The sequence below is a fragment of the Sorangium sp. So ce448 genome (assembly GCF_051520915.1).
GTDB lineage: Bacteria > Myxococcota_A > Polyangia > Polyangiales > Polyangiaceae > Sorangium > Sorangium cellulosum_B.
This window is the reverse complement of sequence record NZ_CP150343.1, coordinates 6,897,468-6,922,370: the sequence shown is the minus strand read 5'-3', so window position 1 is coordinate 6,922,370 and position 24,903 is coordinate 6,897,468. Positions and strand designations below refer to the sequence as shown.

Annotated in this window: 19 protein-coding genes; 11 read left to right on the top strand and 8 right to left on the bottom strand. The window is 67.7% G+C overall.

The window, feature by feature from the left end; all coding sequences use genetic code 11:
- Nucleotides 1–136: 136 nt before the first annotated feature.
- From WMF45_RS26080 to WMF45_RS26070, 3 genes are all read right to left on the bottom strand, one after another.
- Nucleotides 137–1,579 (bottom strand): DUF1552 domain-containing protein, encoded by a 1,443-nt coding sequence (locus WMF45_RS26080; protein WP_437707171.1) that lies wholly within the window; start codon nt 1,577–1,579, stop codon nt 137–139.
- Nucleotides 1,576–3,237, bottom strand: coding sequence for a DUF1592 domain-containing protein (locus tag WMF45_RS26075; protein ID WP_437707170.1), 1,662 nt, complete (start codon nt 3,235–3,237; stop codon nt 1,576–1,578). Before WMF45_RS26075 ends, WMF45_RS26080 begins: the two co-directional genes overlap by 4 nt.
- Nucleotides 3,238–3,577: 340 nt before the next feature.
- The gene (locus WMF45_RS26070; RefSeq protein ID WP_437707169.1) at nt 3,578–4,363 is read right to left on the bottom strand and encodes an alpha/beta hydrolase family esterase; all 786 of its coding nucleotides are present in this window, start codon (nt 4,361–4,363) and stop codon (nt 3,578–3,580) included.
- 46 nt (nt 4,364–4,409) lie between these two features.
- On the opposite strand from WMF45_RS26070, the gene WMF45_RS26065 reads away from it, so the two are divergent.
- The 9 genes from WMF45_RS26065 (at nt 4,410) to WMF45_RS26025 (ending at nt 15,144) form a co-directional block, all read left to right on the top strand.
- Nucleotides 4,410–4,553 carry a hypothetical protein gene (locus tag WMF45_RS26065; protein ID WP_437707168.1) on the top strand — a complete coding sequence of 48 codons (144 nt, stop codon included), beginning with the start codon at nt 4,410–4,412 and terminating at the stop codon, nt 4,551–4,553.
- Between the two features lie 561 nt (nt 4,554–5,114).
- Complete coding sequence (locus WMF45_RS26060; protein ID WP_437707167.1) at nt 5,115–5,315, top strand: hypothetical protein; 201 nt, start codon at nt 5,115–5,117, stop codon at nt 5,313–5,315.
- 296 nt (nt 5,316–5,611) lie between these two features.
- Nucleotides 5,612–6,751 carry a hypothetical protein gene (locus WMF45_RS26055; protein ID WP_437707166.1) on the top strand — a complete coding sequence of 380 codons (1,140 nt, stop codon included), beginning with the start codon at nt 5,612–5,614 and terminating at the stop codon, nt 6,749–6,751.
- A gap of 555 nt (nt 6,752–7,306) precedes the next feature.
- Nucleotides 7,307–9,007 (top strand): DUF1592 domain-containing protein, encoded by a 1,701-nt coding sequence (locus WMF45_RS26050; RefSeq protein WP_437707164.1) that lies wholly within the window; start codon nt 7,307–7,309, stop codon nt 9,005–9,007.
- Nucleotides 9,004–10,380 carry a DUF1552 domain-containing protein gene (locus WMF45_RS26045; RefSeq protein ID WP_437707162.1) on the top strand — a complete coding sequence of 459 codons (1,377 nt, stop codon included), beginning with the start codon at nt 9,004–9,006 and terminating at the stop codon, nt 10,378–10,380. Before WMF45_RS26050 ends, WMF45_RS26045 begins: the two co-directional genes overlap by 4 nt.
- A 127-nt stretch (nt 10,381–10,507) precedes the next feature.
- Nucleotides 10,508–11,725 (top strand): endo-1,4-beta-xylanase, encoded by a 1,218-nt coding sequence (locus WMF45_RS26040; RefSeq protein WP_437707160.1) that lies wholly within the window; start codon nt 10,508–10,510, stop codon nt 11,723–11,725.
- On the top strand, nt 11,722–11,907 hold the full coding sequence (locus WMF45_RS26035; protein WP_437707158.1) for a hypothetical protein: 186 nt from the start codon (nt 11,722–11,724) through the stop codon (nt 11,905–11,907). Before WMF45_RS26040 ends, WMF45_RS26035 begins: the two co-directional genes overlap by 4 nt.
- Before the next feature lie 276 nt (nt 11,908–12,183).
- On the top strand, nt 12,184–13,938 hold the full coding sequence (locus WMF45_RS26030) for a glycoside hydrolase family 43 protein (protein WP_437707156.1): 1,755 nt from the start codon (nt 12,184–12,186) through the stop codon (nt 13,936–13,938).
- A 30-nt stretch (nt 13,939–13,968) separates the two neighbouring features.
- Complete coding sequence (locus WMF45_RS26025; RefSeq protein ID WP_437707154.1) at nt 13,969–15,144, top strand: family 16 glycosylhydrolase; 1,176 nt, start codon at nt 13,969–13,971, stop codon at nt 15,142–15,144.
- An 89-nt stretch (nt 15,145–15,233) separates the two neighbouring features.
- Here the strand turns inward: WMF45_RS26025 and WMF45_RS26020 are convergent, their stop codons facing one another.
- Nucleotides 15,234–16,274, bottom strand: a complete 1,041-nt coding sequence (locus WMF45_RS26020; protein ID WP_437707152.1) for a Gfo/Idh/MocA family protein — start codon at nt 16,272–16,274, stop codon at nt 15,234–15,236.
- A gap of 160 nt (nt 16,275–16,434) precedes the next feature.
- Complete coding sequence (locus tag WMF45_RS26015) at nt 16,435–16,671, bottom strand: hypothetical protein (protein ID WP_437707150.1); 237 nt, start codon at nt 16,669–16,671, stop codon at nt 16,435–16,437.
- A gap of 849 nt (nt 16,672–17,520) precedes the next feature.
- Here WMF45_RS26015 and WMF45_RS26010 point away from each other — a divergent pair.
- Both WMF45_RS26010 and WMF45_RS26005 read left to right on the top strand, forming a co-directional pair.
- On the top strand, nt 17,521–19,209 hold the full coding sequence (locus WMF45_RS26010) for a DUF1592 domain-containing protein (RefSeq protein WP_437707148.1): 1,689 nt from the start codon (nt 17,521–17,523) through the stop codon (nt 19,207–19,209).
- 15 nt (nt 19,210–19,224) lie between these two features.
- The gene (locus tag WMF45_RS26005) at nt 19,225–20,601 is read left to right on the top strand and encodes a DUF1552 domain-containing protein (RefSeq protein WP_437707146.1); all 1,377 of its coding nucleotides are present in this window, start codon (nt 19,225–19,227) and stop codon (nt 20,599–20,601) included.
- 149 nt (nt 20,602–20,750) lie between these two features.
- Here WMF45_RS26005 and WMF45_RS26000 read toward each other — a convergent pair whose 3' ends face one another.
- The 3 genes from WMF45_RS26000 to WMF45_RS25990 form a co-directional block, all read right to left on the bottom strand.
- Nucleotides 20,751–21,284 (bottom strand): hypothetical protein, encoded by a 534-nt coding sequence (locus WMF45_RS26000; protein WP_437707144.1) that lies wholly within the window; start codon nt 21,282–21,284, stop codon nt 20,751–20,753.
- Between the two features lie 149 nt (nt 21,285–21,433).
- Entirely contained in the window at nt 21,434–23,062 is a 1,629-nt protein-coding gene (locus tag WMF45_RS25995) for a non-reducing end alpha-L-arabinofuranosidase family hydrolase (RefSeq protein WP_437707142.1), read from the bottom strand.
- Nucleotides 23,063–23,247: 185 nt separating this feature from the next.
- A complete protein-coding gene (locus WMF45_RS25990) occupies nt 23,248–24,780 on the bottom strand; it encodes an endo-1,4-beta-xylanase (RefSeq protein ID WP_437707140.1) in 1,533 nt (510 codons plus the stop codon).
- Nucleotides 24,781–24,903 lie beyond the last annotated feature (123 nt).

The following is a 24,903-nucleotide window of genomic DNA, read 5'->3' as shown; positions in this document are numbered from 1 at the left end:
ATCAAGATCTCCTGTCGTGCGATCGCCACGCTCACGACGTGCGTCGTCGTCTGCTCACGGGTGTCTCCCGGAGCCCATGGGGGCGTGCACAATTCTGTGTGACAACGTCAGGGAGGCACGCCGCGGGCGGTGCCGTTCAGGCGAGCATGCCGTCGATGGGCCCGGAGCCCTTGCCCTCGCCGAAGTTCTCCGTCCACTGGGTCTTGTCCCGAACGGCGGCGGCGATGAGGCCGTTGAAGAGCCGGTTGTTCGTGACGCCTCCGGCGTCGATGTAAGCACCCTGCTTCAGGTAGCCGCCGCCGTCCCCGGCGATGATCGTCGGAACGTTCTGGAAGCTGTGCGACGGGCCGTCCGACACGTGGTTCGTCCACATGATGATGGACTTGTCGAACAGGCCGCGCGCCTTGAACTGATCGAGGCCGTGGAGCAGCGTCTTCATGCGGAGCACGTCGATCTCGGCGTGCGCTTGCTCGGCCGTCGGGTTGTTGCCCGTAGCGGCGTCCGATTGCACACGATGGCTGATGTGGTGGAAGGGCCACCCGAGCGTCGCGTTCGCCGGCACCGAATACCTCGTCCCATCCGTGCCGTCGCCGTGCTGCAGCGTCGCCACGCGGTTGAAGTTGCAGGCGAACGCCAGCGCCACGAGCTCGAGATGGAGCTTCGCGACGTCTTCGATCATGCCGTTCGTCTTGAACGCGAAGCCGCTCTTGAGCGCATCGAGCTCCGACGTCGAGAGGCCCGCCTGGCTGCAGGTGCTGGCCATCTGGCCCATCGTGACCTCGGCGTCGCGGATGGCCTCGAAATGCTGCTGGAGGCGCTTCTTGTCAGCGGAGCTCAGCGCCGACATGCGCATCAGGCTGTTCAGCTCCTCGCGCACGAAGTCGTTCGCGCTCTTGCGGCTGCGGATGAGCTCGTCGGCGACCTGCCCGCCGTTGCCGCCGCTGCTGCCGCCGCCGCTTTCCGCCAGGCCGACGAGCTTGGCGTAGAGCGTGTACGGGTTGTCGTCCGCAGAACGCACCTGCCCGGCGCCACCGCCCTTGAAAGAGATGCGCTCGGCGATGTACCCGTTCCTGCGGTTACCGGCGTAGAGCGTGAGCGGCTCGGCGCCGCCCTCGTTCACCAGCTTGGCGATCTGCACGTCCGCGGACACGCCGCCCGAGGATGCGGTGCTGCCGCCGCCCTGCGCCGGGCGCGCGGTGAGCGACTGACACAGGCCCTGCGCGTGGCCGCAGTTGGTGGGGCCCCCCATGGGGAAGTTGATCCCGCGGATGAACAGCAGGTTCGGGGCGTGAGGCGCGAGCACGTGCGTCGCCTTCTCCGTCATGGCGGCGAGCCCGTCGGTGGTGAGCTCGCCAGTCTTGTCCGGGAAGAACTTCTTACCCACCACGCCGCACGCCGCCACGATGTAGAGGCTGAACACGGGCGAGCTGTCCGCGGCCCAGGCGGAGCGCGACGGCAAACCCTCGAGGAACGGAAGGGCGATGGCGACGCCGCCCGCGCGCAGGAACGCGCGTCGATTCATGCCGCGCCGGGGCGCTGCGCTCGGAGGAGCGAGGTTCATTGCGATCTTCGGGTTCACAGCGTACCTCCCATGTGAGTCCGGAATGCGTCGTTCTTCACGAGCTCGAGCATGATCTCTTTCACCGAGCCGCTGGCGCCGCGGCTCACCTCGGCAAGCGTCTCGACGAACGGCAAGTCCGCCGGGACGACGTCGCGCTGGAGCGCGAAGCTCGCGAGCTTCTTCGCGTAGCAGAGGTGAGCCTGCTCGCCCTCCGCCATGTAGTGCATCAGCTCGCCGGCGTCCGCGAACGACTTGGTCCCTTCGGAGAACGCGTAGACGCCGCTGCTGTCGACCGGCAGACCTCCGTTCTCCTCGTCGCGATATTGCCCCATGCCGTCGAAGTGCTCGAAGGCGAAGCCGACGGGATTGATGAGCTGGTTGTGGCACGTGCCGCCGCAGCCGGAGGTGAGCCGCGTGATGCGTTGACGGTTCGTCTGCCCGGGCTCGAGCGGCGGGACCGGTGGAATGTTGGGGGCCGGCGCGCCGAGCGGCGCGCACAGCATGTCGAGGTTGATGCTGACGCCGCGGTGGATCGAGTCCGACTCCTCGTTCAGGGCGTTCAGCGTCAGGTAGGGGAGCTGCGAGAAGAAGCCGACGCGATCGGGACCGAGGTCTTGCTCCACCATGCGGCTCCCGCTCGGCGCCAGGCCGTAGAGGCTCGCCATCCCCGGCCCCACGAAGCCCTTGGTGGACGTGAGGATCTCCTTGACCCCGAGACCCTCGGTGAAGATCTTGTCGAAGAACAGGTACGCGCTCTCCTCGTACTCCGCGTTCAACGATTCGTTGTAGTTCGGCACGCCGAGCTTGCTGATCGTGGTGTAGCGATCGAAGTGGAGCAGCTCGCCATGGAAGTACCGCATGCCCTTGACCGCGGTGGGCTCCTCCAGCATGGTCTTGGCGACCGCGGCGATCGCTTCCGGCGTCGTGAGCGTGGGCGCCTTGTCGAGCAGCTCGTCGCCCGGCGCGGCGTCGCGCAGCCAGAGCGAGAGCTTCGCCGCGACCTCGTAACCATCGAGCGGCTTGCGCGTTTCGCCGAGCTCCGTGCGGTAGAGGAAGTGCGGCGACTGGAGCATCGTCCGGATCACGAGCTGCGCGCCCTTGGCGAACGTGCTCTTCGTGCCGGACATCGCCGCGCCGGTCTCGAAGAGCTCCGAGTACCTGGCGACCTCGTCGTCCGTCAGCGGACGGCGATACGCACGGCGCCCCACGGTTTCGATGAAGCCGGTCTCGTCCTTATCCGGGTAGACCCTGGCGAGCGCCGCATCCGAATCCGTCACCTCCTCGGCGAGCGCCTCCGCCGCCGATTGGTAGTCGCCCCACGAGCGCTGGTTCACGCTCAGCAGGTGCTCGTTGTTCGTGAAGTCCGTAATGCCCGAGACAGGTTTCTCGAACCCGTCGGACAGCGACGAAGGATCGGCGAGATTCAGAACCACCTGCACGCTGCGCGCCCACTGCGAGTTCGTGAGGCGCACGAATCGGTGGAACTGCGGCGCCCCCGGCATATCGATGCCGCGCGCCACTCCGCCGGTGGGTGGGTCGCCGCCGACGTCCGGAGGAGGGCCGCCGCCCCCCTCCGGATCCAGATCGCCCAGGGCGCCCGTGCATCCCGCCAGCAGGAGCGCGGTGACGCAGAGCCCCGCGCCCAGCGCCCGCCTGCCGCGTGGCAAGCCGGTCATCAAAAAAGACGGTGGGGTCATCATAGCCTCCTGACCAAGCTCGGGTGACAAATCAGTTGTTCAGCGCAATTACAATGCAACCATCAGCCAGCAACAGTCTTGTTCATCTGAAAATCGAGAATCCATGCATCGAAGACATCGCGTTCACTCCACGGCCTGCGGGAGGCCGCGCCACGCCGGCGGTGAAAAGAACGTTCAGTCCAAACACAGATCGACTCATAAGGACACCGTCTCGCTCGCTTCTGCTCGCCGGGGGCTCGGGCTATCGCGGGAGGTCCGCCACCTCCCGCCGGTTGATGCGGGCGTCATGCACCGGGCGCCGCCGGGCCAACCACGATTCTCAATAGGTCGAGAACAGGCTCCAGAGGAACTTGGGCGCGAACGCGGGCCAGCCATGATTGGTGTTGTTGTAGTTCGGGTCTCCGTGCTGGCACCAGTAGACCGGATAGTCCTCGTCACAGCCCTGAGCCAGGACGCAGTTCGAGCGATCGTCCGTGTACCCGTCGACCGGCGTCGTGCCCGCCTCGCAGTGGTTCAGATCGGTATAGAAGTCGCGCGTCTTCGGGCCGTTCTCCGTCCCGACCACGTTGTCGCGCTTTCCGTGGATGACGACCGCCGTGACCTGCCCGGTACACTTCCGGGTGTCGGCGTTGAGCGGGTATCCCTGTACGTTCTTGGTGGCGCACGGGCCCACAGCGCGCAGCTTGTCCGCGTGCTCGCAGCCGAGGATGCTCGAGAAGTCGCCGCCCGAGCTCTCGCCCGCCGCGAACACGCGAGCCTTGTCGATGCAGAGGTTGCCGGTGATCTGATCGTAGAACGGCTGAAAGAAGGAGACGTCGTTCGCCCCCCAGCCGGAGCTGGAGTTGGCCGGGTGAGGGTAGACGCGGATCCAGGCTTCCTTGGGGCCGGTCACCTCGAAGCCCGCGTTCTGCTCTGCCCAGCTGATCGGGTTGCCCGTCGGGTTGAACATGATCATCACCGGGTACGGCTTGCTGGCGTCGTAGTTGGTCGGCAGCTTCACGTAGTACTGGTGACCCGATACGGTGAGCGGGCTCTGCGCGCTGCCCGTCTGCGGGTTGGCCTTGCCGCAACCCGTGCTCGGCTCCGGGGGGGCCTTGCCTCCCATCGATCCGCCCTCACCGCCCGCTCCCGGCGAACCGCCGCTTCCGCTCGTGCCTCCCTCACCGCCCGTTCCACCGGCGGTCGCGCCGCCGTTGCCGGTCGTGGTGCCGCCGCTGGTCGTGGCGCCGCCCGTCGTGGTGCTGCTGCTGCTGCTGGTGCTGCCTGAGACGGCGGCCCCGCCCGTCCCGGCCTGAGGGTCGTCACCTGACGAGCTCGCGCCGTCATCGGCGCCACCTGCGCAAGCCGAGAGAGCGCAAGAGCCGGCCAGCGCCGCGAACAATGTGGCTCGAACGAGTGTAGATTGGTTCGTCATTCGAATACCCAGGCGCGATTTTTTCCTCACCAGCGGCGTTCCACGAGGAGGTTCGCCCGCAGCGTGAGGCCGTTTCCAGTTGATTGAAGGATCCGAGTCCGACGGCCGAGCTGGGATTCAGCGAGCTTGCGCGACTTTGATGTAAACAAGCCGTCTCGCTGGATTTTTGCTCGTCGCGGGAAGGTGTTCATTGTGATCGTTCACATGATCGATGTCAACTCCTGTCGACGGGACCGCGGAGTTCCTCGAGCCCGACGGAGGACAGGGCCGGCGTGGCTCCTCCGACGAAGCGGCGCGTCAAGCGGGCACCGGGCCGCGCGTCAGAGAGGGCCTGTACGACGAGGGTGCCAATGGCATCGTAACAGTCGCCCCTCAGCGCAATAGAAGCGACGACGGTGGACGTGCTCCGCCACGTCATCTCTGACCATCTGGTGGGCGCTGTGTGGAGAGAAGGCCGGTCGATTCGAACGTGGTGGTCGCGGTCGACCAGCACGGCGGTGAGGCGGCCGTGCGCCGCCATTTCCCCGATCCGGGCCACCGGACGGTGGGGCACCTCACCAGGTCGCGCAACTGGCTCGAACCCGACCAGAACACCCGGGATCGAGGAGAGGTGCGGGCGGCTCAATTTTGTTTGACGCCCTGAATGTGATCGTTCACGGTGCGCCCTCGGGGGGTCCTGCTGCTGACATCGTATTTGCGCAGGCACACGAGCCGCGATGCGCGAATCGGCGGTCCAGCGGAACGGCTCAAGGCGTCGCGCTGGGGGCCCCCGGACTCTACGGGCGCCAGCAGCTCCCTCGTGACGTGAGCTTGGTTGGTATCGGTGCATTTTTCTGCGAGCCGTGAACAAGCCATCGAGTCGCGCGCCAAGGGGCCTCGGAGAGGCACGAACGCTCGGCAGGGCGCCCAGAACGGGCTGATCTCGTCCCCGGAGTGAGCATGACGACACGTCGATTCCTTTCGTCACTGGCCTGCATCGGCTGCGCGCTGTCGCTCGCCGCCTGCGGGAGCGATGATGCCGGCAGCGGCGCCGCCTCCACCGGCCAAGGTGGCCAGGGTGGGGGCGGCGCCGGCGCGCCGGACGCCGCCTCCAGCGGCCCCGGCGGGGGCTCTCCTGGAAGCGCCTCGGCCAGCGCGGGAGGTCAAGCGGGCGCCGGCACGGGCGGCGAAGCGCCCAGCGGCGGGACGACGGCGGCCGGCGGCGAAGGCGGCGCGCCAGGGGCGGGCGGGGCGGGCGGTTCAGACGAATTCGCGCCGGTGACCATCTCGTTCGGGACCACGCTCGATCCGCGCACCCAGGTGCTCGAGGCGCGGGCGCTCGCCGAGTCCGTCGCCGATCCCGGCTCTCCGCAGTGGCGGACCAAAGGGGACCAGCGCAGGACGTATCGCTTCCCGGAAGCGGGCGCCGACGTTCCTTACCGCGTCTGCGTCCCGAATGGCTGGGACGGCACGTCGAAGCTGCCCCTCGTGATGTTCTTGCACGGCGCAGGGAACGACGAGAGCTCGTACCTGGATCAGAACAACAAGCAGATGGTGAATCTGGCCGACCAGCATGGTGTTCTCCTGGTCTCGCCGCTCGGCTACCAGGGCGCCTACGGCACCTTTCTGCGGCTGCCGGCCGTGTTCGGGCAACCCGCGGAGGCGGAGAAGCTCCTGGCCATGCGTACGCCCGAGCGAGAACGCGCCCAGGAGCTCAGCGAGAAGGACGTCATCAACGTCCTGGAGCTGGTGCTGCATGAGTACCCGATCGATCGCAGCGCGATGTTCCTCACCGGACACTCGATGGGGAGCGGCGGCACCTGGTACATCGGCGCGAAGTACGCCGACTACTGGACGGCTCTTGCGCCCATGTCCGGCCCCTTCGTCCAGGAGTCGGGCTATCCATGGGACCGGCTGCTCGACGTGCCCATCTTCGTGACGGAAGGGACCGGCGCCACGCCCTCCCTGGCGGGCAGCCGGGCGCTGCGCGACTGGATGATGGCTGGCGGCTACACGATCACATACAAGGAAGTCGACGCGGACCATCCAGGCATGGTGCCGCTCGTGCTGCCCGACGTCTTCGACTTCTTCGACCGCTAGCAGCCTCCGCGCTCGCCGCGCGCCTTCACGTCGCTCGACGTACGCAACGGCGCTCTCAGCATGCGTGTCACTGGCGGAAAGTTCCAGTCCTCACGGTCCCACGGCCATACCAGCGTCCTCGATCGGGCCGGAGGGACCATGTGGGTGGGTCGATTGGGTTTGACATCGATCTTGTGATCGTTCACAGTGCCTCGGAGCGATATCCTTTTGCTTCGTCTTGGGTGGGTCGTCACGCGGACCGAGACCTTCGTCCTTCGATGGATGTCGGCACCGGCACCGTTCGCTCGGCGGCGCGCGCCGCAGGCGTCGGATCGGCGCCCCTGAGGCCGCAGGGCCGCGCGATCTCTCGTGATCGCTTTCGTACGCGAGCTCACGAGTTTCGATCGTGTTTGAATCGTCCAGTGTCTAACGGCTGCGGGTCCCATGCAACACGCAAGATCGACGCCGCGCTCGATGACGGAGTGAACACCACGGCTTCTGTTGGATGGTCGTCGCGTTGAGAGCCCCGCTGAACTGGCCGCCCGGTCGCCAGCGCTTCGCCAGGAGAGAGAGACGATGGCCACACCGTCTATTTCGATGATCCTCCTGCCGCGCTGGAGGCGCGCGCTGGGCGCGCCGCTCTGCGCTGGGGCGCTCCTGCTCGCGGGGTGCACGGGCTCTCTGGGCGCGCACGACGAGGACGAGGGCGACGGCCCCTTGCCGGGCGGCGCGGCGGCGCCGCAAGTCGCCGAGCGCAGCATGTTTCCGCGGCTGAGCCACGCGCAGTGGGAGAACACGGTGCGCGATCTCCTGCGCCTCGACGACAGGCCCGGCCTCTCGGCGTCCTTCACGACCGATCCGCTCGGCGGCGTGTTCGACAACAACGAAGCCGCTCTCCTGGTGACGCCGGGCCTCTGGAGCGATTACCAGCGCGCTGCCGAGGAGCTCGCGGCGATGGTGACCGCCGACGAGGACAAGCTCGGCCGGCTCCTGCCGGCGGACCTGCCGGCCGAGGGGGAGGCGCGGGCGCAGGCGTTCATCGAGCGGTTCGGCGAGCGGGCGTTCCGGCGCCCGCTCACGGCCGAGGAGCGGGACACGTATGTCGCGCTGTTCCGTCGCGGCGTGGAGCTCTTCGAGGGCGAGGAGCCGTTCGCGGCCGGCGTGCGCGCGGCGCTCGAGGCGTTTCTGCAGTCACCCCATTTCGTCTACCGGGTCGAGAGCGGCGCCGGGCCGGCGAAGGGCGGGCTCATCCGGCTGAGCGGCCACGAGATCGCGGCCAAGCTCTCGTACCTCTTCTGGAACTCGATGCCGTCCGACGCGCTCCTCGAGGCGGCGAAGGCGGGCGAGCTCTCGACCCCCGAGGCCGTGCGCGCCTACACGGAGGGGATGCTCGAGGATCCGCGCGCCCGCGAGGTCGTCGGCGCGTTCCACCGGCAGCTCTACGACTACGAGCAGTACCACGACCTCAACAAGGACCAGGCGCTCTACCCCGAGTTCGTCCCCGAGATGGGCGACGACATGCAGCGCGAGGCGGAGCTCTTCGTGGAGCATGTCGTCTTCGAAAGGGAGGGCGGGCTCACCGAGCTGCTCACGTCGCGCACGGCGTTCGTGAACGACCACCTCGCGGCGGTCTATGGCGTCGAGGGCGACTTCTCGGACGGGTTCGAGCAGGTGGAGCTCGACGAGGCCGAGCGCTCGGGGCTGCTCACGCGCCTCGGCTTCCTCGCGGCCAAGGCGACGGCGCGGCAGCCGGACTCGATCCACCGCGGCGTCTTCGTGAACCTCAGGGTCCTCTGCGCCGCGCTGCCGCCGCCGCCCGACGACGCGACCTCGCTGCCGCCGGGCGAGCTCGCGACCAACCGCGAGCGCGTCGAGGCGCACACGGGCAAGGGGACGTGCGGCGCGTCGTGCCATGGGGCGCTCATCAATCCGGTGGGGTTCGCCTTCGAGCATTACGACGCGATCGGCAAATACCGCACGACCGACAACGGGATGCCGATCAACTCCGCCGACGCCTACACGCTCGGCGGCCAGTCGCGGAAGTACGCGGATGCCATCGAGTTCAGCCAGCTGCTCGCCGAGAGCAGCGAGGCGCACGCGTGCTACGCGGAGCGCTGGCTCGAGTTCGCCCACGGCCGCGACGCGGACGCGAAGGACAGGGCGTTCGTCAAGCAGCTCGGCGAGGCGTCGCGCGGCGGCTCCTCGACCAAGGAGCTCCTCCTCGAGATCGTCTCGTCCACTCCGTTCCTCGCTCGAGTTACCGCGGAGGCGCCATGATCACCCGACGACGTGTGCTTCGAGGCCTGTTCGGCGTCACGGTCGCGCTCCCGTTCCTGGAGACCTTCGCGCCGCGGCGCGCCTCGGCCGGCACGGGGGACGTGCCGCCCTTCGCGATCTTCATGCGCCAGGCGAACGGCGTGGCGCAGGCGGCCGGCGACGAGCCCGAGATGTTCTGGCCCAGCGAGACAGGCGCGCTGACCGCCGCGTCGATGGAGCGGGACAGCGACCGCGCGGTCAGCGAGCTCAAGGACTACGCGAGCAAGCTCATCATGCTGCGCGGCGTGGAATTCGCGTTCAAGGCCAACGGGTGCGGCCACTCCGGCGGCGGCAACCAGTGCCTCACGGCCGCGCGCGTGTCGGACCAGCCGGCGGGCAACGAGTCGCTGGCGATGGGCGAGTCGATCGACAACCGCATCGCGACCGAGCTCAACCCGGCGGGCGTCGAGCCGCTGACGCTCTACGCGGGCAGGATGTCCGGCTACATCAACGAGGTGCTCTCGTACCGCGGGCCGAAGCAGCTGCGCGCAGCCGAGCGCAACCCGGCCAACGCGTACAAGAAGCTCTTCGGGCTCGCCGACGTGGACACCGAGGTCCAGCAGTCGCTGGTCGAGCGCCGCACCAGCGTCAACGACCTGGTGCGCGGGGAGATGAAGGCGCTCATGAGCCGGAAGGACATCAGCAAGAGCGATCGAGAGCGGCTACAGCTCCACTTCGACAGCATCCGCGATCTCGAGGTCGCGCTCGCGTGCAAGCTCCCGGAGGAGCAGGTCGCCGAGATGGACGCGATCTCGCCGAACGTCGGCAGATCCGAGAACGTGGAGGCCGTCACGCGGATGCAGATGGATATCATCGCGCTCGCGATGGCGTGCGGCGTCACGCGCGCGGCGACGCTCCAGGTGGGCGACGGCAACGACGGGACCGAGTACACGATCAACGGCGTCCGGCAGAAGAGCTACCACAAGATCTCCCACCGCATCGACAGCGACGGCACCTCGGGCCCGCCGATCGAGGGCGCTCAGGAGCTGCACCACCAGATCGACCGGATCCACGCGCGCCTCTTCAAGCACCTGCTCGACAGGCTCTCGTCGTACGAGCTCGGCTCGGGGACGCTCCTCGATCACGGCGTGGCGGTGTGGCTCAACGACAACGCCGACAAGTACCACGGGTTCCGGAAGGTCCCCTACATCCTCGCCGGCGGCGCCGCGGACTACCTGAAGACGGGCCAGTTCGTCGACATCAAGATCACCAACAACAAGCTGCTCAACACGATCGGCGCGGCGGTCGGATGCACCAACAGCCAGGGAGGGCCGCTCGACGACTTCGGCGACGAGAGCCTCGAAGGCGGGCTCGTCGACTCGATCATCGCGTGAAGACATCGCCTGAAGACATCGCCTGAAGAAGCAAAGATTCCGGACGTTTCGGAGCTCGAGCCGCTGGCTATAGGCTCGCCGCTCAAAGCATCGCCATCTTCAATCGCTCACTTTGCGGAAATCCAACATGAACAAGAACCGTTCTACTCGATGGCTGCGCGGTACGACGTTGATCGCGCTCGGGCTCGCGACTCTCTCTGCGTGCGGCGATGGGGGCGACGACAATGGCGCGGGCGGCTCGGGGGGAGCCGGCAGCACCACCACGAGCGCCGGCACGACGGGCCCCGGCTCGACCAGCGCCGGCACGACGGGCCCCGGCTCGACCAGCGCCGGCACGACGGGCCCCGGCTCGACCAGCGCCAGCACGACGGGCCCCGGCGCGACCAGCTCCAGCAGCGGCGGCTCGAACGAGGGCGGCGGCGGTTCGGACGCCGCGAGCAGCACGACCAGCACGTCCGCCGGAACCGGCGGCTCCGAGCCCACGGGGAAGTTCGTCGGCAACATCACGACGCGCGGCGCCGTGCGCGACGGCTTCGCGAAGTACTGGAACCAGATCACGCCCGAGAACGAGGGGAAGTGGGGCGAGGTCGAGAAGAGCCGCGGGAACAAGGACTGGAGCAAGCTCGACAGGATCTACAAGTACGCGCAGGACAACAACATCATCTTCAAGCACCACGTCTTCGTGTGGGGCTCCCAGCAGCCCACCTGGGTCGCGAACCTCCCCGGCAACGAGCAGCAGGCGGCCGTGCGGGACTGGATGAAGTCGTTCTGCGAGCGCTACCCCAATACGAAGTACATCGACGTGGTCAACGAGCCGCCGCCCCACACCACGCCCTCGTACAAGAACGGCATCGGCGGCGACGGCGCCAGCGGCTGGGACTGGATCGTCAACTCCTTCAAGTGGGCCCGCGAGTTCTGCCCGAACGCGAAGCTGATCCTCAACGACTACAACAACATCGAGTACCAGAACGACCACAACAACTTCATGAAGATCGCGCGGGCGGTGATCGGGGCGGGCGCCCCGGTCGACGCCATCGGCGCGCAGGCGCACGACGCGTACAAGATCAACACCAACACCGTCAAGGGCTTCGTTGACCAGCTCGCCTCGCTGGGCAAGCCTGTGTACATCACCGAGTACGACATCGGCGAGGCGAACGACAACAGGCAGAAGCAGATCATGGAGGAGCAGTTCACGATGTACTGGAACCACCCCTCGGTCCAGGGCATCACCTTGTGGGGCTACATCGTCGGCACCACCTGGCGTGACAACACCGGCATCCAGTATGATGACGGCAGGATGCGGCCGGCCATGCAATGGCTGATGGACTTCCTGGATCGTCAGTGATTGATGTCACGCTGAAGAACAACGGCTGGGCGGCGCGAGAGCCGCCCGGGCCGGCCAAGGGCAGCGGCGCGCACGGCTGCGCTTCGTATACGGGCTGCTCGAGCGGGCACCCCACGCGCTGGTGTGCGTTCGACGGGGATCACACCCCCTCGCCGAAGGACAACGGCCAGCCGTCGATCTAGGATCGTCGCGAGGTCTGGGATTTCCTTACGCAGCTCCGAGCTGAGGGTTGAGCGACGGCGCCCGGCGCGCTTCGTCGGAGAGTCGCCGGGCGGGGAGCTCGAGCGTCGTCTGCCGCCGATGTTCACCTTCCGCGGAAGAGAGCACCCCCGGCTCGCCCAGCGGGCTGTCTTCGCGGCGAACCACCCCGGCGGGATGCGCCGGAGCGCCGCGAGCCGAGCGACCCACGACATGGACAATGCCTGACCGAGTTTCAGTAGAGCAGTAAGGATTCAAGAATGACGACGAGCACGAACTCCCTCCAACGTGAGCTCCTCGCGGCGTTGTTGCTCTGTGGCGTGACCGCGTTTCCGTCGGTCTCCCTGGCAGACAACCCCGTCGTACAGACCATTTATACACCCGATCCTGCTCCCATGGTCCACGATGACACGGTATACCTGTATACCGGGCATGACGAGGACAGCGCCACGGACTGGTTCACGATGAACGAATGGAGGGTGTACTCCTCCAAGGACATGGTGAACTGGACGGATCACGGGTCGCCGCTGAAATTCAGCGATTTCAGCTGGGCAAAGGGAGACGCGTGGGCAGGCCAGGCCATCCACAGGAACGGGAAGTTCTACTATTACGTTCCTGTCTCGAGCCGCTCGCTGAACAGGATGACCATCGGCGTGGCCGTGTCGGACAGCCCCACCGGTCCGTTCAAAGACGCCCTGGGACGGCCGTTGATCACGGCCGATTGCGGAGACATCGATCCGACGCCGTTCATCGACGACGATGGCCAGGCGTATCTGTACTGGGGAAACCCGAGCGTGTGCTACGTGAAGCTGAACCAGGACATGATCTCCTACCAGGGAGACGTCGTGCGCGTGCCCATGACGGCGGAGAGCTTCGGACAGCGCACCGGGAACGACGATGGTCGCCACAAGACCAAGTACGAGGAAGGCCCGTGGCTCTACAAGCGCGATGGGCTGTACTACCTGGTGTACGCGGCGGGCCCCATCTCCGAATACATCGCCTACTCGACGAGCACCAAACCCACCGGGCCGTGGACGTACCGGGGGGTCATCATGCCCACGGAGGGCAGCAGCTTCACCAACCACGCGGGCGTCATCGACTTCAAGGGGAGCTCCTACTTCTTCTATCACAACGGCGCCTTGCCGGGCGGTGGCGGTTATCACCGCTCGGCGGCCGTCGAGCGGTTCACGTTCAACGCCGACGGTACATTCCCCACGATCAAGATGACCAAGGACGGCCCTCCCGGCGTCGGCAGCCTGAATCCGTATGTCATGACGGAGGCCGAGACCATCGCCTGGGGATCCGGGATCGAGACCGAGGTGTGCGGCGAGGGGGGAATGAATGTCGGGTCGATCGAGAACGGGGACTACATCAAGGTGAAGGGCGTCGATTTTGGCACCGGCGCGGTGTCCTTCGACGCGAGGGTGGCCTCGGCGACCAGCGGCGGCAGCATCGAGCTGCGCCTCGGCAGCGCGACGGGCACGCTGGTGGGGACCTGCATGGTTCAGGGGACCGGCGGCTGGCAGACCTGGGCCACCACGTCCTGTGCGGTCGACGGTGCGACAGGGAACCACGATCTGTACCTGAAGTTCGCCGGTGGGAACGGTTTCCTGTTCAATGTCAACTGGTGGAAGTTCACTCCGCGCGACGTGCCGGATCCGACCGGCGCGGGGGGCGCTGGGGCGGGGGGCGCTCCGGACGTGGGTGAAGGGGGAGCGGCGGGCAGCGGCGGGTCGGGCGAGGGTGCGAGCAGCAGCAGCAGCGCAGCGACGACCGGCAGCGGAGCGACGGCGGGGAGCGGAGCGACGGCGGGGAGCGGCACGGGCGGCGCCGGCGGCGCCGGCGGTACCCCCGCTGACGGCGAAAGCGGCGACGAGGGCGGGTGCGCCTTCCGGGTCCAATCGGGGCCCAGCTCCCCCGCGGGCGCGCTCGCCGCCTTGATCGCGCTCGGCGCGGTCGCCGCGCGGCGGCGTCGTGCCCGAGGAGCCGGGCGGAGCGGATCCGCCGCGAATTGACGGTCTGATGCAATCATTGGAGGTTTGATCATGTTCACGAGAGTCCGCGCAGGTCTGATGCTCGCCGCTGCCTCGCTGGCGCTCGCGGTCAGCTCGACCGCGGCAGCGAAGCCTTACAAGGGCGCAGAGCTTTACTCGGCCCAGAGCTATCTTCATGGCCGCATGGAGATGCGCATGCGCATGGCGCGCGGGAGCGGCATCCTGTCGACCTTCTTCACCTACAAGAACGGCTCCGAGATGTCCGGCGCGTTCTGGGAGGAGATCGACATCGAGGTCTTCGGGAAGAACAACGCCCGGAGCTGGCAGTCCAACATCATCACCGGGATGGGCACGAGGGTGACGTCGGAGGGGGTGCACGACGCGGGCGTCTCCCTCGCGGACGGCTATCACACCTACGCGCTGGAGTGGACGCCGGACTACGTGTCCTGGAGCATCGACGGGCGAGAGATCAAGAGGTCGACGGGGGCGCAGGTGACCGCCCTGAAGAATCCCCAGTCTTTCCGCTTCAACATGTGGTCCTCGGAGGCCACCGAATGGGTCGGAGCGTTCGACGATTCCGTCCTCCCGCAGCACCAGTTCGTCAACTGGATCAAGTATTATCGCTACAACAACGGGAACTTCGAGCTCGCGTGGCAGGACGACTTCAACTCCGTGGACAGCGCGCGATGGAGCAAAGCGGACTGGACGTTCGACGGGAACCGCGTGGACTTCGACCCGCAGAACGTGACGGTGAAGGACGGCACGCTGGTGCTGTCGCTGACACGGGAGGGGCAGACCGGGTTCACCGGAAATGTGCCCCGCGATGAGGACACCGGGTCGGGCGCGGGCGGGGCGGCGACCGCGGCCAGCTCCTCCGCCACCGGCGCGGGCGGGGCGGAGACGGCGGCCAGCTCGTCCGGCAGCGGCGAGGGCGGGGCGGCGACGGCGGCCAGCTCGTCCGGCAGCGGCGAGGGCGGGGCGGCGACGGCGGCCAGCTCCTCCGGCAACGGCGTGGGCGCGGTAGGGACGGCGGCCAGCTCGTCCGGCAGCGGTGACGCATCGGGCGAGGGAGGTGGGGTCGGCGGAACCACGCCGGACGAGGGGTCCTCCGACGCAGGTGGCGGGTGCGCCGCCGCCGGAGCCGGCACCACGTCGAGCTCGTGGGCCGCGGCGCTCGCCCTGGGGCTCTCCGCCCTGGCGATGCGGCGGCGCCGGCCCCGCGGCTGACCTATCAGGATGCTCGAAGGCGCCGCGGGGCGGGGGAGGGGCTCCCTCGCCGCCGCGGCCGTCACCAGGGCGGGCGCCGCGGGGCGCCGCTAGACCTTCTCCCAGCGCCGGCTCTCGGCGGAACGGAACAGCGCGTCGATGACCCGCATGTTGCCGACCGCGACATCGATCGAATTCTCGACCGGGCTGCCTGTGCGGATGGCGCGCGAGAACGCCTCGCTCTGCAGCTGGTACTGGTCGACGACGGGGAAGGAGGTGACCTTGGCCGAGCTGCAGTTCAGCGTCGAGCCGTCGTCGAGGAAGATCTTGCACGGCTGGTCGGCGGGGGCGTTGAACGGGATCTCGATCTCGATGCGGCCCTTGGTGCCGAGCGCGTTCACGCGCTGGTAGGCCACCGCCTGCGTGCTGCACGTGAACGTCAGGTGCGCGCCGCCGTAATCGAGCAGGCCCGAGGTCAGGCGATCGGTGCCGAACTCGGGATCGCGCTCGACGAGCGCGATCGCCCGCACGGGCTCGCGTCCGAACAGCAAGCGCGACGTGTTCACGGCGTAACAGCCGATGTCGTAGAGCGCGCCGCCCCCGACCTGCTCCCTGTTGCGGATGTTGGTCGCGTCGCGGTTGAAATACGAGAACGCCGCCTGGACGCTGACCAGCTCGCCGATCCGGCCGCTTCGCACCCAGTCCCTGGCCTGCTGCCACTGCGGGTGATAGCGGACCATGAACGCTTCGGCGATCCGCTTGCCCGTCTCGTGCTGGACGTCGACAAGCGCCGCGGCGTCCTTGGCGCTGAGCGCGATCGGCTTCTCGCACAGGACGTGCTTGCCGGCGCGGGCCGCGCGCGCCGACCACTTCACGTGCAGGTGGTTGGGCAGCGGGATGTAGACGGCCTCGATCTCCGGATCGTCGAGCAGCTCATCATAGCTTCCATACGCCTTCGGGATCCCGAGCGGCTCCGCGGCGGCGCGCGCCTTGTCGACGTCGCGCGAGGCCAGCGCGGCGACCTGGGTCAGGGGGCCCCGCCTCATGCTGGGCAGGCTGACCTTCAACGCGAAGTTGCTCGCCCCGAGGACGCCCCAGCGCACGGGGGTGATGGATTCGCTCGACTTCGGATCTTGCGGGGATGTGGACATAGGCACCTTGCAGCGCGCGACGCTGGTGGCCGACGGCGCGTCTGAGAACGCTCGACGTGAATCGACCCGACGGGTCAGGCCAGGCGCTGGAGCGAGAGCGCCCGCCCTGCGCGAGGAGCGGAGAGGGCGAGAGCAGGGCGCGGCGCCTCAGAAGGCGTCGTCACGGCGCTTCGCCTCGTGCTCCACCTTGTACAGAGCCGTCTTGATCCAGCCCCTGGTTCGGACAGGCTCTCTGTCCTTTGTCGCCGCAGCTGAAATCCTTCCCTTCGGCAATCGACGCGGGGACGTCCGCCGTCCCGCCCGCGGCCCATGCGGCGCCCGCAAAGCCGCCCGCAAACCCGAAGGCAAAGCCAGTGCCGACGCTCATCATCACGGCACCTATCAGCTTCACGCTCATCCACATCCGATGTCTCCTGATCAGGGAAGGGGCAAGCTCAGCCGCATGATCGCAGCTTCACGACGAATTGTGATCGTTCACATGAGGGGGGTCAATCAAAAATGACCGGTGCGCAGCCATCCTCGGCTGCAATCGATGCGTGGCGGCGGCCGGCCGCGGCGCCCGCGTGAGCTGTCACACGAGCTTGGTTTGTGCGAGATCGTGGGTTCCGCGGAGCCCGGAGGGGGCTCTTGCGCTGTACCGGCTTGCCTTCGACCAGGATGCGCGCGGCTCCGGAGGACCCCGTCAGCGTCGTCCTCCCCCGGCCTCGAGGGGGCCCGCCTGCCGGTCGATTCGCGTTGACTCCCGGGATGTGATCGTTCACATTGCGCTCAGGGGCATCCTTTTGCTTTGCCCTCGGTGGGGCATCGTGCGCGCCGAGAGGTTCGTCTTCGTGATCGGTCCCGGTCCCGGTGCCGATTCCGTTCGCTCGGCCGTCGCTGGAGCGATTGCACGTTTGATGGTGCTTGGTGTCTCGCCAGAGGTGATTCGCCAGAGGCCACGACAAGCCTTGCTGATTCGACGGCTGTCGTGAAATCCCAGGTGCTGTTCACTGGAATTTTCTTGGGAGTCCGGCGAAGCGGTCGGATGGCAGCTTCGGGGGCGGCGTGACCTATGTTGCGGCGGGCCAAGCTCAGCCCCTCCTCGGACGCAGCAGTGTCATCACACCGGCCCAGTCCGGTATCTGGCGCTCCAGGCTCCATCACGCCGGGCGAAATGGGCTCCGTGATGCGAGCGCCTGCTCTGAGGCATGTCGCGAGATGTGGGTTCCCGCGCGTCGTCACCCCCCTTGCATTATCGGAGAGCAAGATGAAGAAGCCGTCATGGCACGAGCTCCGTTTCTCGAGAGAAGTCGCCGGCGTTTGCGCGCTCGCGTTCGCGGCCGCGTGCACGGGCGCGCTGGGTGACCCGTCGGAGGGCCCTGGGGCATCCTCTTCCGGGGGAGATGAGCCGCCGACGGGCTCGAACCCGCCGCAGTTCCAACCCGCGGCCGGGATGCTGCGCCGTTTGACGAGAACGCAATTTCGCAATGCCGTGCGCGACGTCTTCGGCGTGGAGGTCAATCTCAATGACCTCGACGCCGACAGCTGGAACGGGAACTTTGCAGTCATCGGCGCCGCGACCGTCGTGACCTCGGAGCGAGGCGTCGAGCAGTACCACGCGGCCATCGAGGGCGCCGTCGACGCGGTGTTCGCGGATCGCGCGAGGCGAGACCAGTTCATCGGCTGCACGCCCAGCGGCGCGGAGAACGACGCGTGTGTGCGCGGCTTCATCGAGGCGCTGGGGCTCCGTGCGTGGCGCCGCCCGCTCGAGGCCGCCGAGGTCGACCGGCTCGCGGCCGTCGCCGCGAACGCCGCGACCCAGCTCGAGAGCGCCGTCGAGGGGGCCCGCTGGGCGACAGTGGCCCTCTTCACGTCTCCGAACTTCCTGTATCGCCCGGAGCTCGGCGCTCCGAGCGCCGACGGCTCGCTTCGCCTGACGGGCTACGAGATGGCGTCCCGGCTCGCGTTCTTGTTGTGGAACAGCCTGCCAGACCAGGAGCTGCTCGACCAGGCCGCGAGCGGGGAGCTCGCAACGGTGGAGGGGCTCCGCGCCGCGGCGACGCGGCTGCTCGAGGCGCCTGCCGGGCGCGAGGCGGTCGGCGCCTTCGCCGAGGAGTACATGCGGCTCGATCGGCTCGGCACGCAGGCAAAAGACACGGGGCTCTTTCCGGAGTACAGCCCCGCGCTGCAAGCGGCGATGGTCCGCGACATGCGGGGCACCTGGGAGGCGCTCGCGTTCGACGATCAGGCGAGCGCGCTCGACCTGTTCTCGACAACGAAGGTCGTCGTCAACACCGAGCTCGCCCAGCTCTACGGTATCGACACGGCCGGCCTCGGCGCGGGCGCCTTCGAGGTCCGCTCGCTGCCCGCGGACGGCCCGCGCATCGGGATCCTCAGCAAGGCGGGCTTCCTCTCGCAGTTCGCGAACCAGAAGGAGGGCTCTCCCACGTTGCGCGGCAAGTTCATGCGTGACGCCCTCATGTGCACGCCCATCCCGCCGCCCCCCGGCGACGTCGCCCTCGAGCTCCCGGAGCCGCCCGCGGACAAGCCCCTCACGAAGCGTCAGCGGCTCGAGATCCACCGGACCGAGCCCGCCTGCGCGGGCTGCCATTCGTACATGGACCCGCTGGGCCTGCCGCTCGAGACGTTCGACGCGATCGGCCGCTTCCGCACGACCGACCACGGCCTGCCGATCGACCCGAGCGGCGAGTTCGACGGGGTACCGGTCGCCGACGCGCGCGCGCTCGGCATGACCCTCAGCTCGGACGCCTCGGTCGCGGAGTGCCTCGTCCGCAAGTACTACACGTATGCAGCGGGTCACGAGGAGAGAAAGGTGGACAAGCGCGTGCTGAACGCGCTGACCGCCTCGTTCGAAGGGTCGGGGTACAGGCTGCGCGAGCTGGTCCTCGACGTCGTGACCAACGATGCTTTCTCGTCCGTCGCCCCCCAACCCTGATCGCAGGTACCCCCAATGACGAACAAAGTTTTGAGCCGACGAACTGTTCTCCGGGGCATGCTGGCGACGGGCGCCGCCGTCACCATCCCGCTCCCCTTGCTGGAGATCATGCTGAACGAGAGCGGCACGGCGCACGCTCAGACGAAGACGCCGGTGTCGCCGCTCTACGTCACGTGGTTCTTCGGGAACGGCACGCTGCCCGGTCGCTGGAAGCCGACGCGCACGGGCGCCGGCCAGGCCTGGGAGCTCAGCCCCGAGCTCCAGCCGCTCGCGGACCTCAAGTCGTACCTCACGGTGATCAGCGGCCTCGAGAACAAGCTCGTGGTCTCCGGCGTCGAGCACCCCACGGGGTCGGCGGGGGCCACGACGGGCGCGCCGCTCAGCGGGAACGCCGTGCGGGCCGCGTCCATCGACCAGGTCGTCGCGAACGCCATCTCGGAGGGGGCGCCGTACCGCTCTCTCGAGGTGGGATTGACGCCGGCGACGCCGGGCGGCCCTCAGGACTCGCTGCACACGGTCTCGCACAGGGGGCCGAACGCGCGCAACAACCCGGAGTTCGATCCGAAGGCCGTGTTCAACCGATTGTTCATGAGCGGCTTGCCCGAGCCCAGCGACGACGGCGCGGAGCAGGCCAAGAAGCTCGCGAACGTCCGGAAGAGCGTGCTCGACTCCGTCCAGCAGGACGGCGCGAGCCTGAAGCAGCGGCTCGGGGCGGCCGACAGGCATCGTATCGAGGAGCACCTCGAGTCGATCCGCGCCATCGAGCAGCGCCTCGATACCATGTCGTCCGGCGACGGTGCGACGGCGGCGTGCAAGAGCCCGACGGCCCCCACCGCCGGCAAGGACTCGCAGAGCGAGGCGCCCCCTGCGGTGAACTCCGCGATGGTCGAGCTCTCGGCGCTCGCGCTCGCCTGCGAGAGGACCCGCGTGCTCTCGTTCATGTTCTCGCTGCCCGCCGCGCACGTCTACTATCGGCACCTCGCGCAGGACATGAACGACGACTTCCACGACACCATCTGCCACGGAGATGCCGGGGATCAATCGAGCCAGCCTCGCGTCGACAAGGGCGTGATTTACACGATGCGCTGCCTGAACGAGTTCTTGACGAAGCTCAAGAACACGCCGCACGGCAGCTCGAACCTGCTCGACAGCTCGCTCGTGTACGTCACGTCCGACACCGCGTGGGGTAAGGTGCACACGAGGACGGAATGGCCGGTGCTCTTCGCCGGCAAGGCCGGAGGGCGGCTGCGCGGCGACGAGCACCGCAACTTCCCCGGCGACAACCTGAGCAAGGCGCTCCTGACGATCGCCCAGGTCATGGGCGTGAACGTGACGGAGATCGGCGCCGACGCGGGGCGGGTCACGTCGCCGCTCGCGGGCATCCAGGTCTGAGCGCGGCGCCGCCGCGTCTGGAGGAGGCGCTCGGCAGGCGCTCGCCGACCTGCCCGCGCCGCCCCATCGTCCCCGGCTCCAAGACAACCCACCTCGCGAGCGTGCCGGAGGGCTCGTTCGACGTGCCGTTCGTCAAACGCGAATGAGGCTCACCGGCACGGGAAGTCGTCGAAGCGGCCGCAAACGGACAGGTCGGTGCGGCCAGCGCCCACGGAGAGATCCCACGCGACCACCGAAGGTGTCCCGACGTAGGGCACGATCGTGAGCGTGCCGGTGAGGCGATCGGGCTGCAAGCCCCTGGCGGCCTGCGCCATGCCGTGCGGCGTCTCGACACCGAGCGTGAACGTTCCCGGTTGCCCGTCCCACCTCACGATCCCGAACACGAGCACATCGTCCAAGACGTCCGGCGCGGGCAGACAGCTGGAGCCCCTCGGCGAGATCTCCATGAAGAGCGTCGTGCCGGCGGCCTCGTCGCCGCACTCGATGTGGCTGTAGACCCGATCGGGCGGCACCGTCCAACCGGGTGATGAGGACGAGCTGCTGGTGTCGCTGCTCCCGGCGCCTGGTGCTGACGTTTCGCCGTCGCCGTCGCTGCTCGCGCCATGGCCGTCCTCGCGAACGTCGACGGCGCTTTCACAGGCGCTCGCGAAGAGGAGCGCACCCAAGAGGACCACCCGCACCATGCGGGGCATCTTAACACGCGCGAAGGATCCCGGCGAGACACGCGCGAAGGATCCCGGCGAGGGGCCGGCGGAAACGCCGGCCCCCCGCTACTCTACCGGTTCGTCTTCTCTTCGATTGACTTTCTCCGGACTCCGCCGTGAACAGCGTTCTAGCGAACCGCCTTCAACAGGCCGAGGCGGTACGGGAGCTGCGAGTATTCGCCGCCCGAGCTCGGGTTGCGTCCTTGATACAGGAACTGCAGATTGCAGGTGTCGATCGTCGCGGTCTCGTCGTTGCCATCGCGCACCAGCTCGCCATGGCTGACGTCGTCGCTCCAGTCCGCCACGCCTGACGCGTAGGTGACGTTGTTTTGACCTGCGAACGGCGCGTTCCAGGTATGCGCGAGCGGGGTCCACGCGCCGTCGAGGCGATCCGCGGTGAACGAGCGATAGAACCTGGCGCCCGTCGGGCCGATGGCCTCGATCAGCGTCAAATACTTGTTCATGCCCTTGATCTTGTACGTGGAGCTCCCCTCGAACAGGTTGTTACGGTTCGAGTCCTGAAGGGCGATCGAGACCGGGCCAAACCCGTTCGGGAAGTTCTGCACAGTGGTCTGGCTGCGGTACATCCGACCGTCGTCGCCGGTGAAGAAGAGGTAACAGTTGGCGCTGTCGCAGATCACCCAGTAATCGATGGGCAGGCTGGGCAGGCCAGCGGGCGTGGACGCGAAGAAGTTCTGGGGTCTGGTCCAGGTGTCCGGGCGGCTCGGGTCGCTGGTCGTGGAGAACTGCGGCGGCTGCGACTGATAGATGAGGTACCACTTGTTCTGAGGCCTGAAGAAGAACATCTGCGGCGCGCACCGATAGCCGCTGAAGCCGGGCGTGCGATCCATGTAGTAGTGCGATGCGGACGCCGCCTGGGACCAGTCGGTGAAATTCAGGTACGTCATCTGCCAGTTCCCGGCGGTGTTCGCCGTGGTGGCGTAGATGTGCCAGCGATCGTTGAAGAAGGAGACCGTCGGATCCTTGATGGACACGATATTGTGAGTCGCGTCGGACTTGGGGCTTACCAGCGCGCCGCTCGACTGCCAGCGGAAGGTGGTGGGCAAGCCGCAACCTTCGCCGCCCCCGCTGCCGCCGGTGCCGCCGCTACCCCCGGTGCCTCCGGTGCCGCCGCTGCCGCCCGTGCCGCCGCTGCCGCCTGTGCCTCCGGTGCCAGTGCTGGTGCTGGTGCCGGTGCCCGAGCTCACGGGGGTGATCCGGAATTGCTGGTTGGTCCCGCCGTTCGATGCCCATTGCACCAAGGCGGTGCCGTCCGCGGTGCCGCGGGCGTAGACGTCCAGGGACTTGCCGCTGTTGCGTGCGGTGAGGCGCACGACGCCGCTGGCGACGTCCGTGAAGGACCACTGCTGGTTCTCCCCGGTCCAGCAGGAGTATTGCTGGATGCGGGCGCCGTCGCTGGTGGAGGCGCCGGCGACGTCCATGCAACGGTTGCTGTTGACGTTGCGGATGCGGTAGTAGCCGCCGCCCGCCGATTCCATGCGGAACTGTTGCCGCGTCGAGCCGTTGCAGCTGGCGATCTGCATGGCCGCCGCGTCCGCGGTGCTGCCTCCAGCCACCTCGACGCACTTTCCGCTCTGGACACCGGTGATCGTGTAGGTCGCCGCGGTGTCGATGGTGACGCTCTCGGCGAGCTCGTCGAGCTCGGGGCCGCCTTCATCGAGCTGCTCGGCGGAGACGCAGGCGGCCGTGGCGGCCAGCGTCGTGAGCAGCGCCCATCGTCTGAATCGGATTCTCATCATCATCCCCTCTGTTCAAAGGCATACGAAGCGGGAAGCAAGACACACGGGAAAGCGCCCGGGATCGGCCGCGCAGGCGCTGGCCTCGCGGGTCGACTCCGTCGACCTGCGACCGAGCCGGCGAGCCTGCGCAGCGATCTCCGGGCGCGTGGATCTCCGTGAACCGCGCGTGAGCGCGTCGGGCCTCAGCGCCCCAGGTAGCTCATCAGCCAGGACATGGCGGGCCGCATCTGGCCGCTGCTGCTCATGAGCCCTGAGTTGGTCACCCACGTCTGGCCGCTGATGTACCCCCACAGCGTGATGCCCTTCACGCTCGGATGCTCGTAGAACATGGGGAACTGGCTCTGCATCACGTTGAGCTGCTGCGTGTCGTTCGCCAGGTTGATATCGTACTCGGTGATGTAGACCGGCAGGCCGGTGCCGGCGAGCTTATCGAGGAAGCCCTTGACGGTGCTGGTGTTGAGCTTGTACGCGTCGTGCGCCTGAGCGCCGATGCCGTCGATGGGAGCCCCCGCGGCCCTGATCCGATTGACGATGTTGAGCGTGTTCTGATTGTCGTTGCTGTACTCGATGTTGTTGTAGTCGTTGAGCAGCAGCTTGGCGTTCGGGCAGTACTGCCGCGCCCACTTGAACGCTTGCACGATCCAGTCGTAGCCGCTCGAGCCCGCGCCGCCGAGGGCGTTCATGTACGACGGGGTGGTGTGCGGGGGCGGCTCGTTCACGACGTCGATGATGGCGACGTCCGGGTATCGCTGGCAGAACGCCTGGATCCACTCTTCTACCTCTGCGCGTTGCTCGCTCTGCGACAGATTGGCGATCCAGCCCGGCTGCTGGGCACCCCAGATCAGGGTGTGGCCCTTGTAGGGAATGCCCTTCTGACGAGCGTAATCCCGGACTCGGTCCATGCCGGCCCAGTTCATGACGTCCCGCGTGGGCTCGACGGAGCCCCACTTGCCCTCGTTCTCCGGGCTGAGCTGGTTCCAGTACCGGGACAGATCCGATCGCACCTGCCCGCCGGTCGTGATGTTGCCGACGAACTTGCCGGCGGTGCCGCCGCCGGCGCCGCCGCTGCCGCCGGTGCCGCCGCCGGCGCCGCCGGCGCCGCCGGTGCCGCCGGTGCCGCCGCTGCCGCCGGTGCCAGTGCTGGTGCTGGTGCCGGTGCCTGAGCTCACGGGGGCGATCCGGAATTGCTGGTTGGTCCCGCCGTTCGATGCCCATTGAACCAAGGCGGTGCCGTCCGCGGTGCCGCGGGCGTAGACGTCCAGGGACTTGCCGCTGTTGCGTGCGGTGAGGCGCACGACGCCGTTGGCGACGTCCGTGAAGGACCACTGCTGGTTTTCCCCGGTCCAGCAGGAGTATTGCTGGATGCGGGCGCCGTCGCTGGTGGAGGCGCCGGCGACGTCCATGCAACGGTTGCTGTTGACGTTGCGGATGCGGTAATAGCCGCCGCCCGCCGATTCCATGCGGAACTGTTGCCGCGTCGAGCCGTTGCAGCTGGCGATCTGCAAGGCGGCTGCGTCCGCGGTGCTGCCTCCAGCCACCTCGACGCATTTTCCACTCTGGACGCCGGTGATCGTGTAGGTCGCCGCGGTGTCGATGGTGACGCTCTCGGAGAGCTCTTCGAACTCGTAGCCGTCTTCATCGAGCTGCTCGGCGGAGATGCACGCGCTGAGCGCGATCGTCGTCAGCAGGGTCCAGCGTTCAAATCGCATTCTCATAAGGTTCTCCTGTGCTTAAGCGGGAATGTCGTCGTGGCGTGAAGGCGCGACCGGAACGTTCGCTGGCTCACCGTTGCTCGCGTCCGTGACGACCGAGCGACCGGAACCGATGCCGAGATCGCT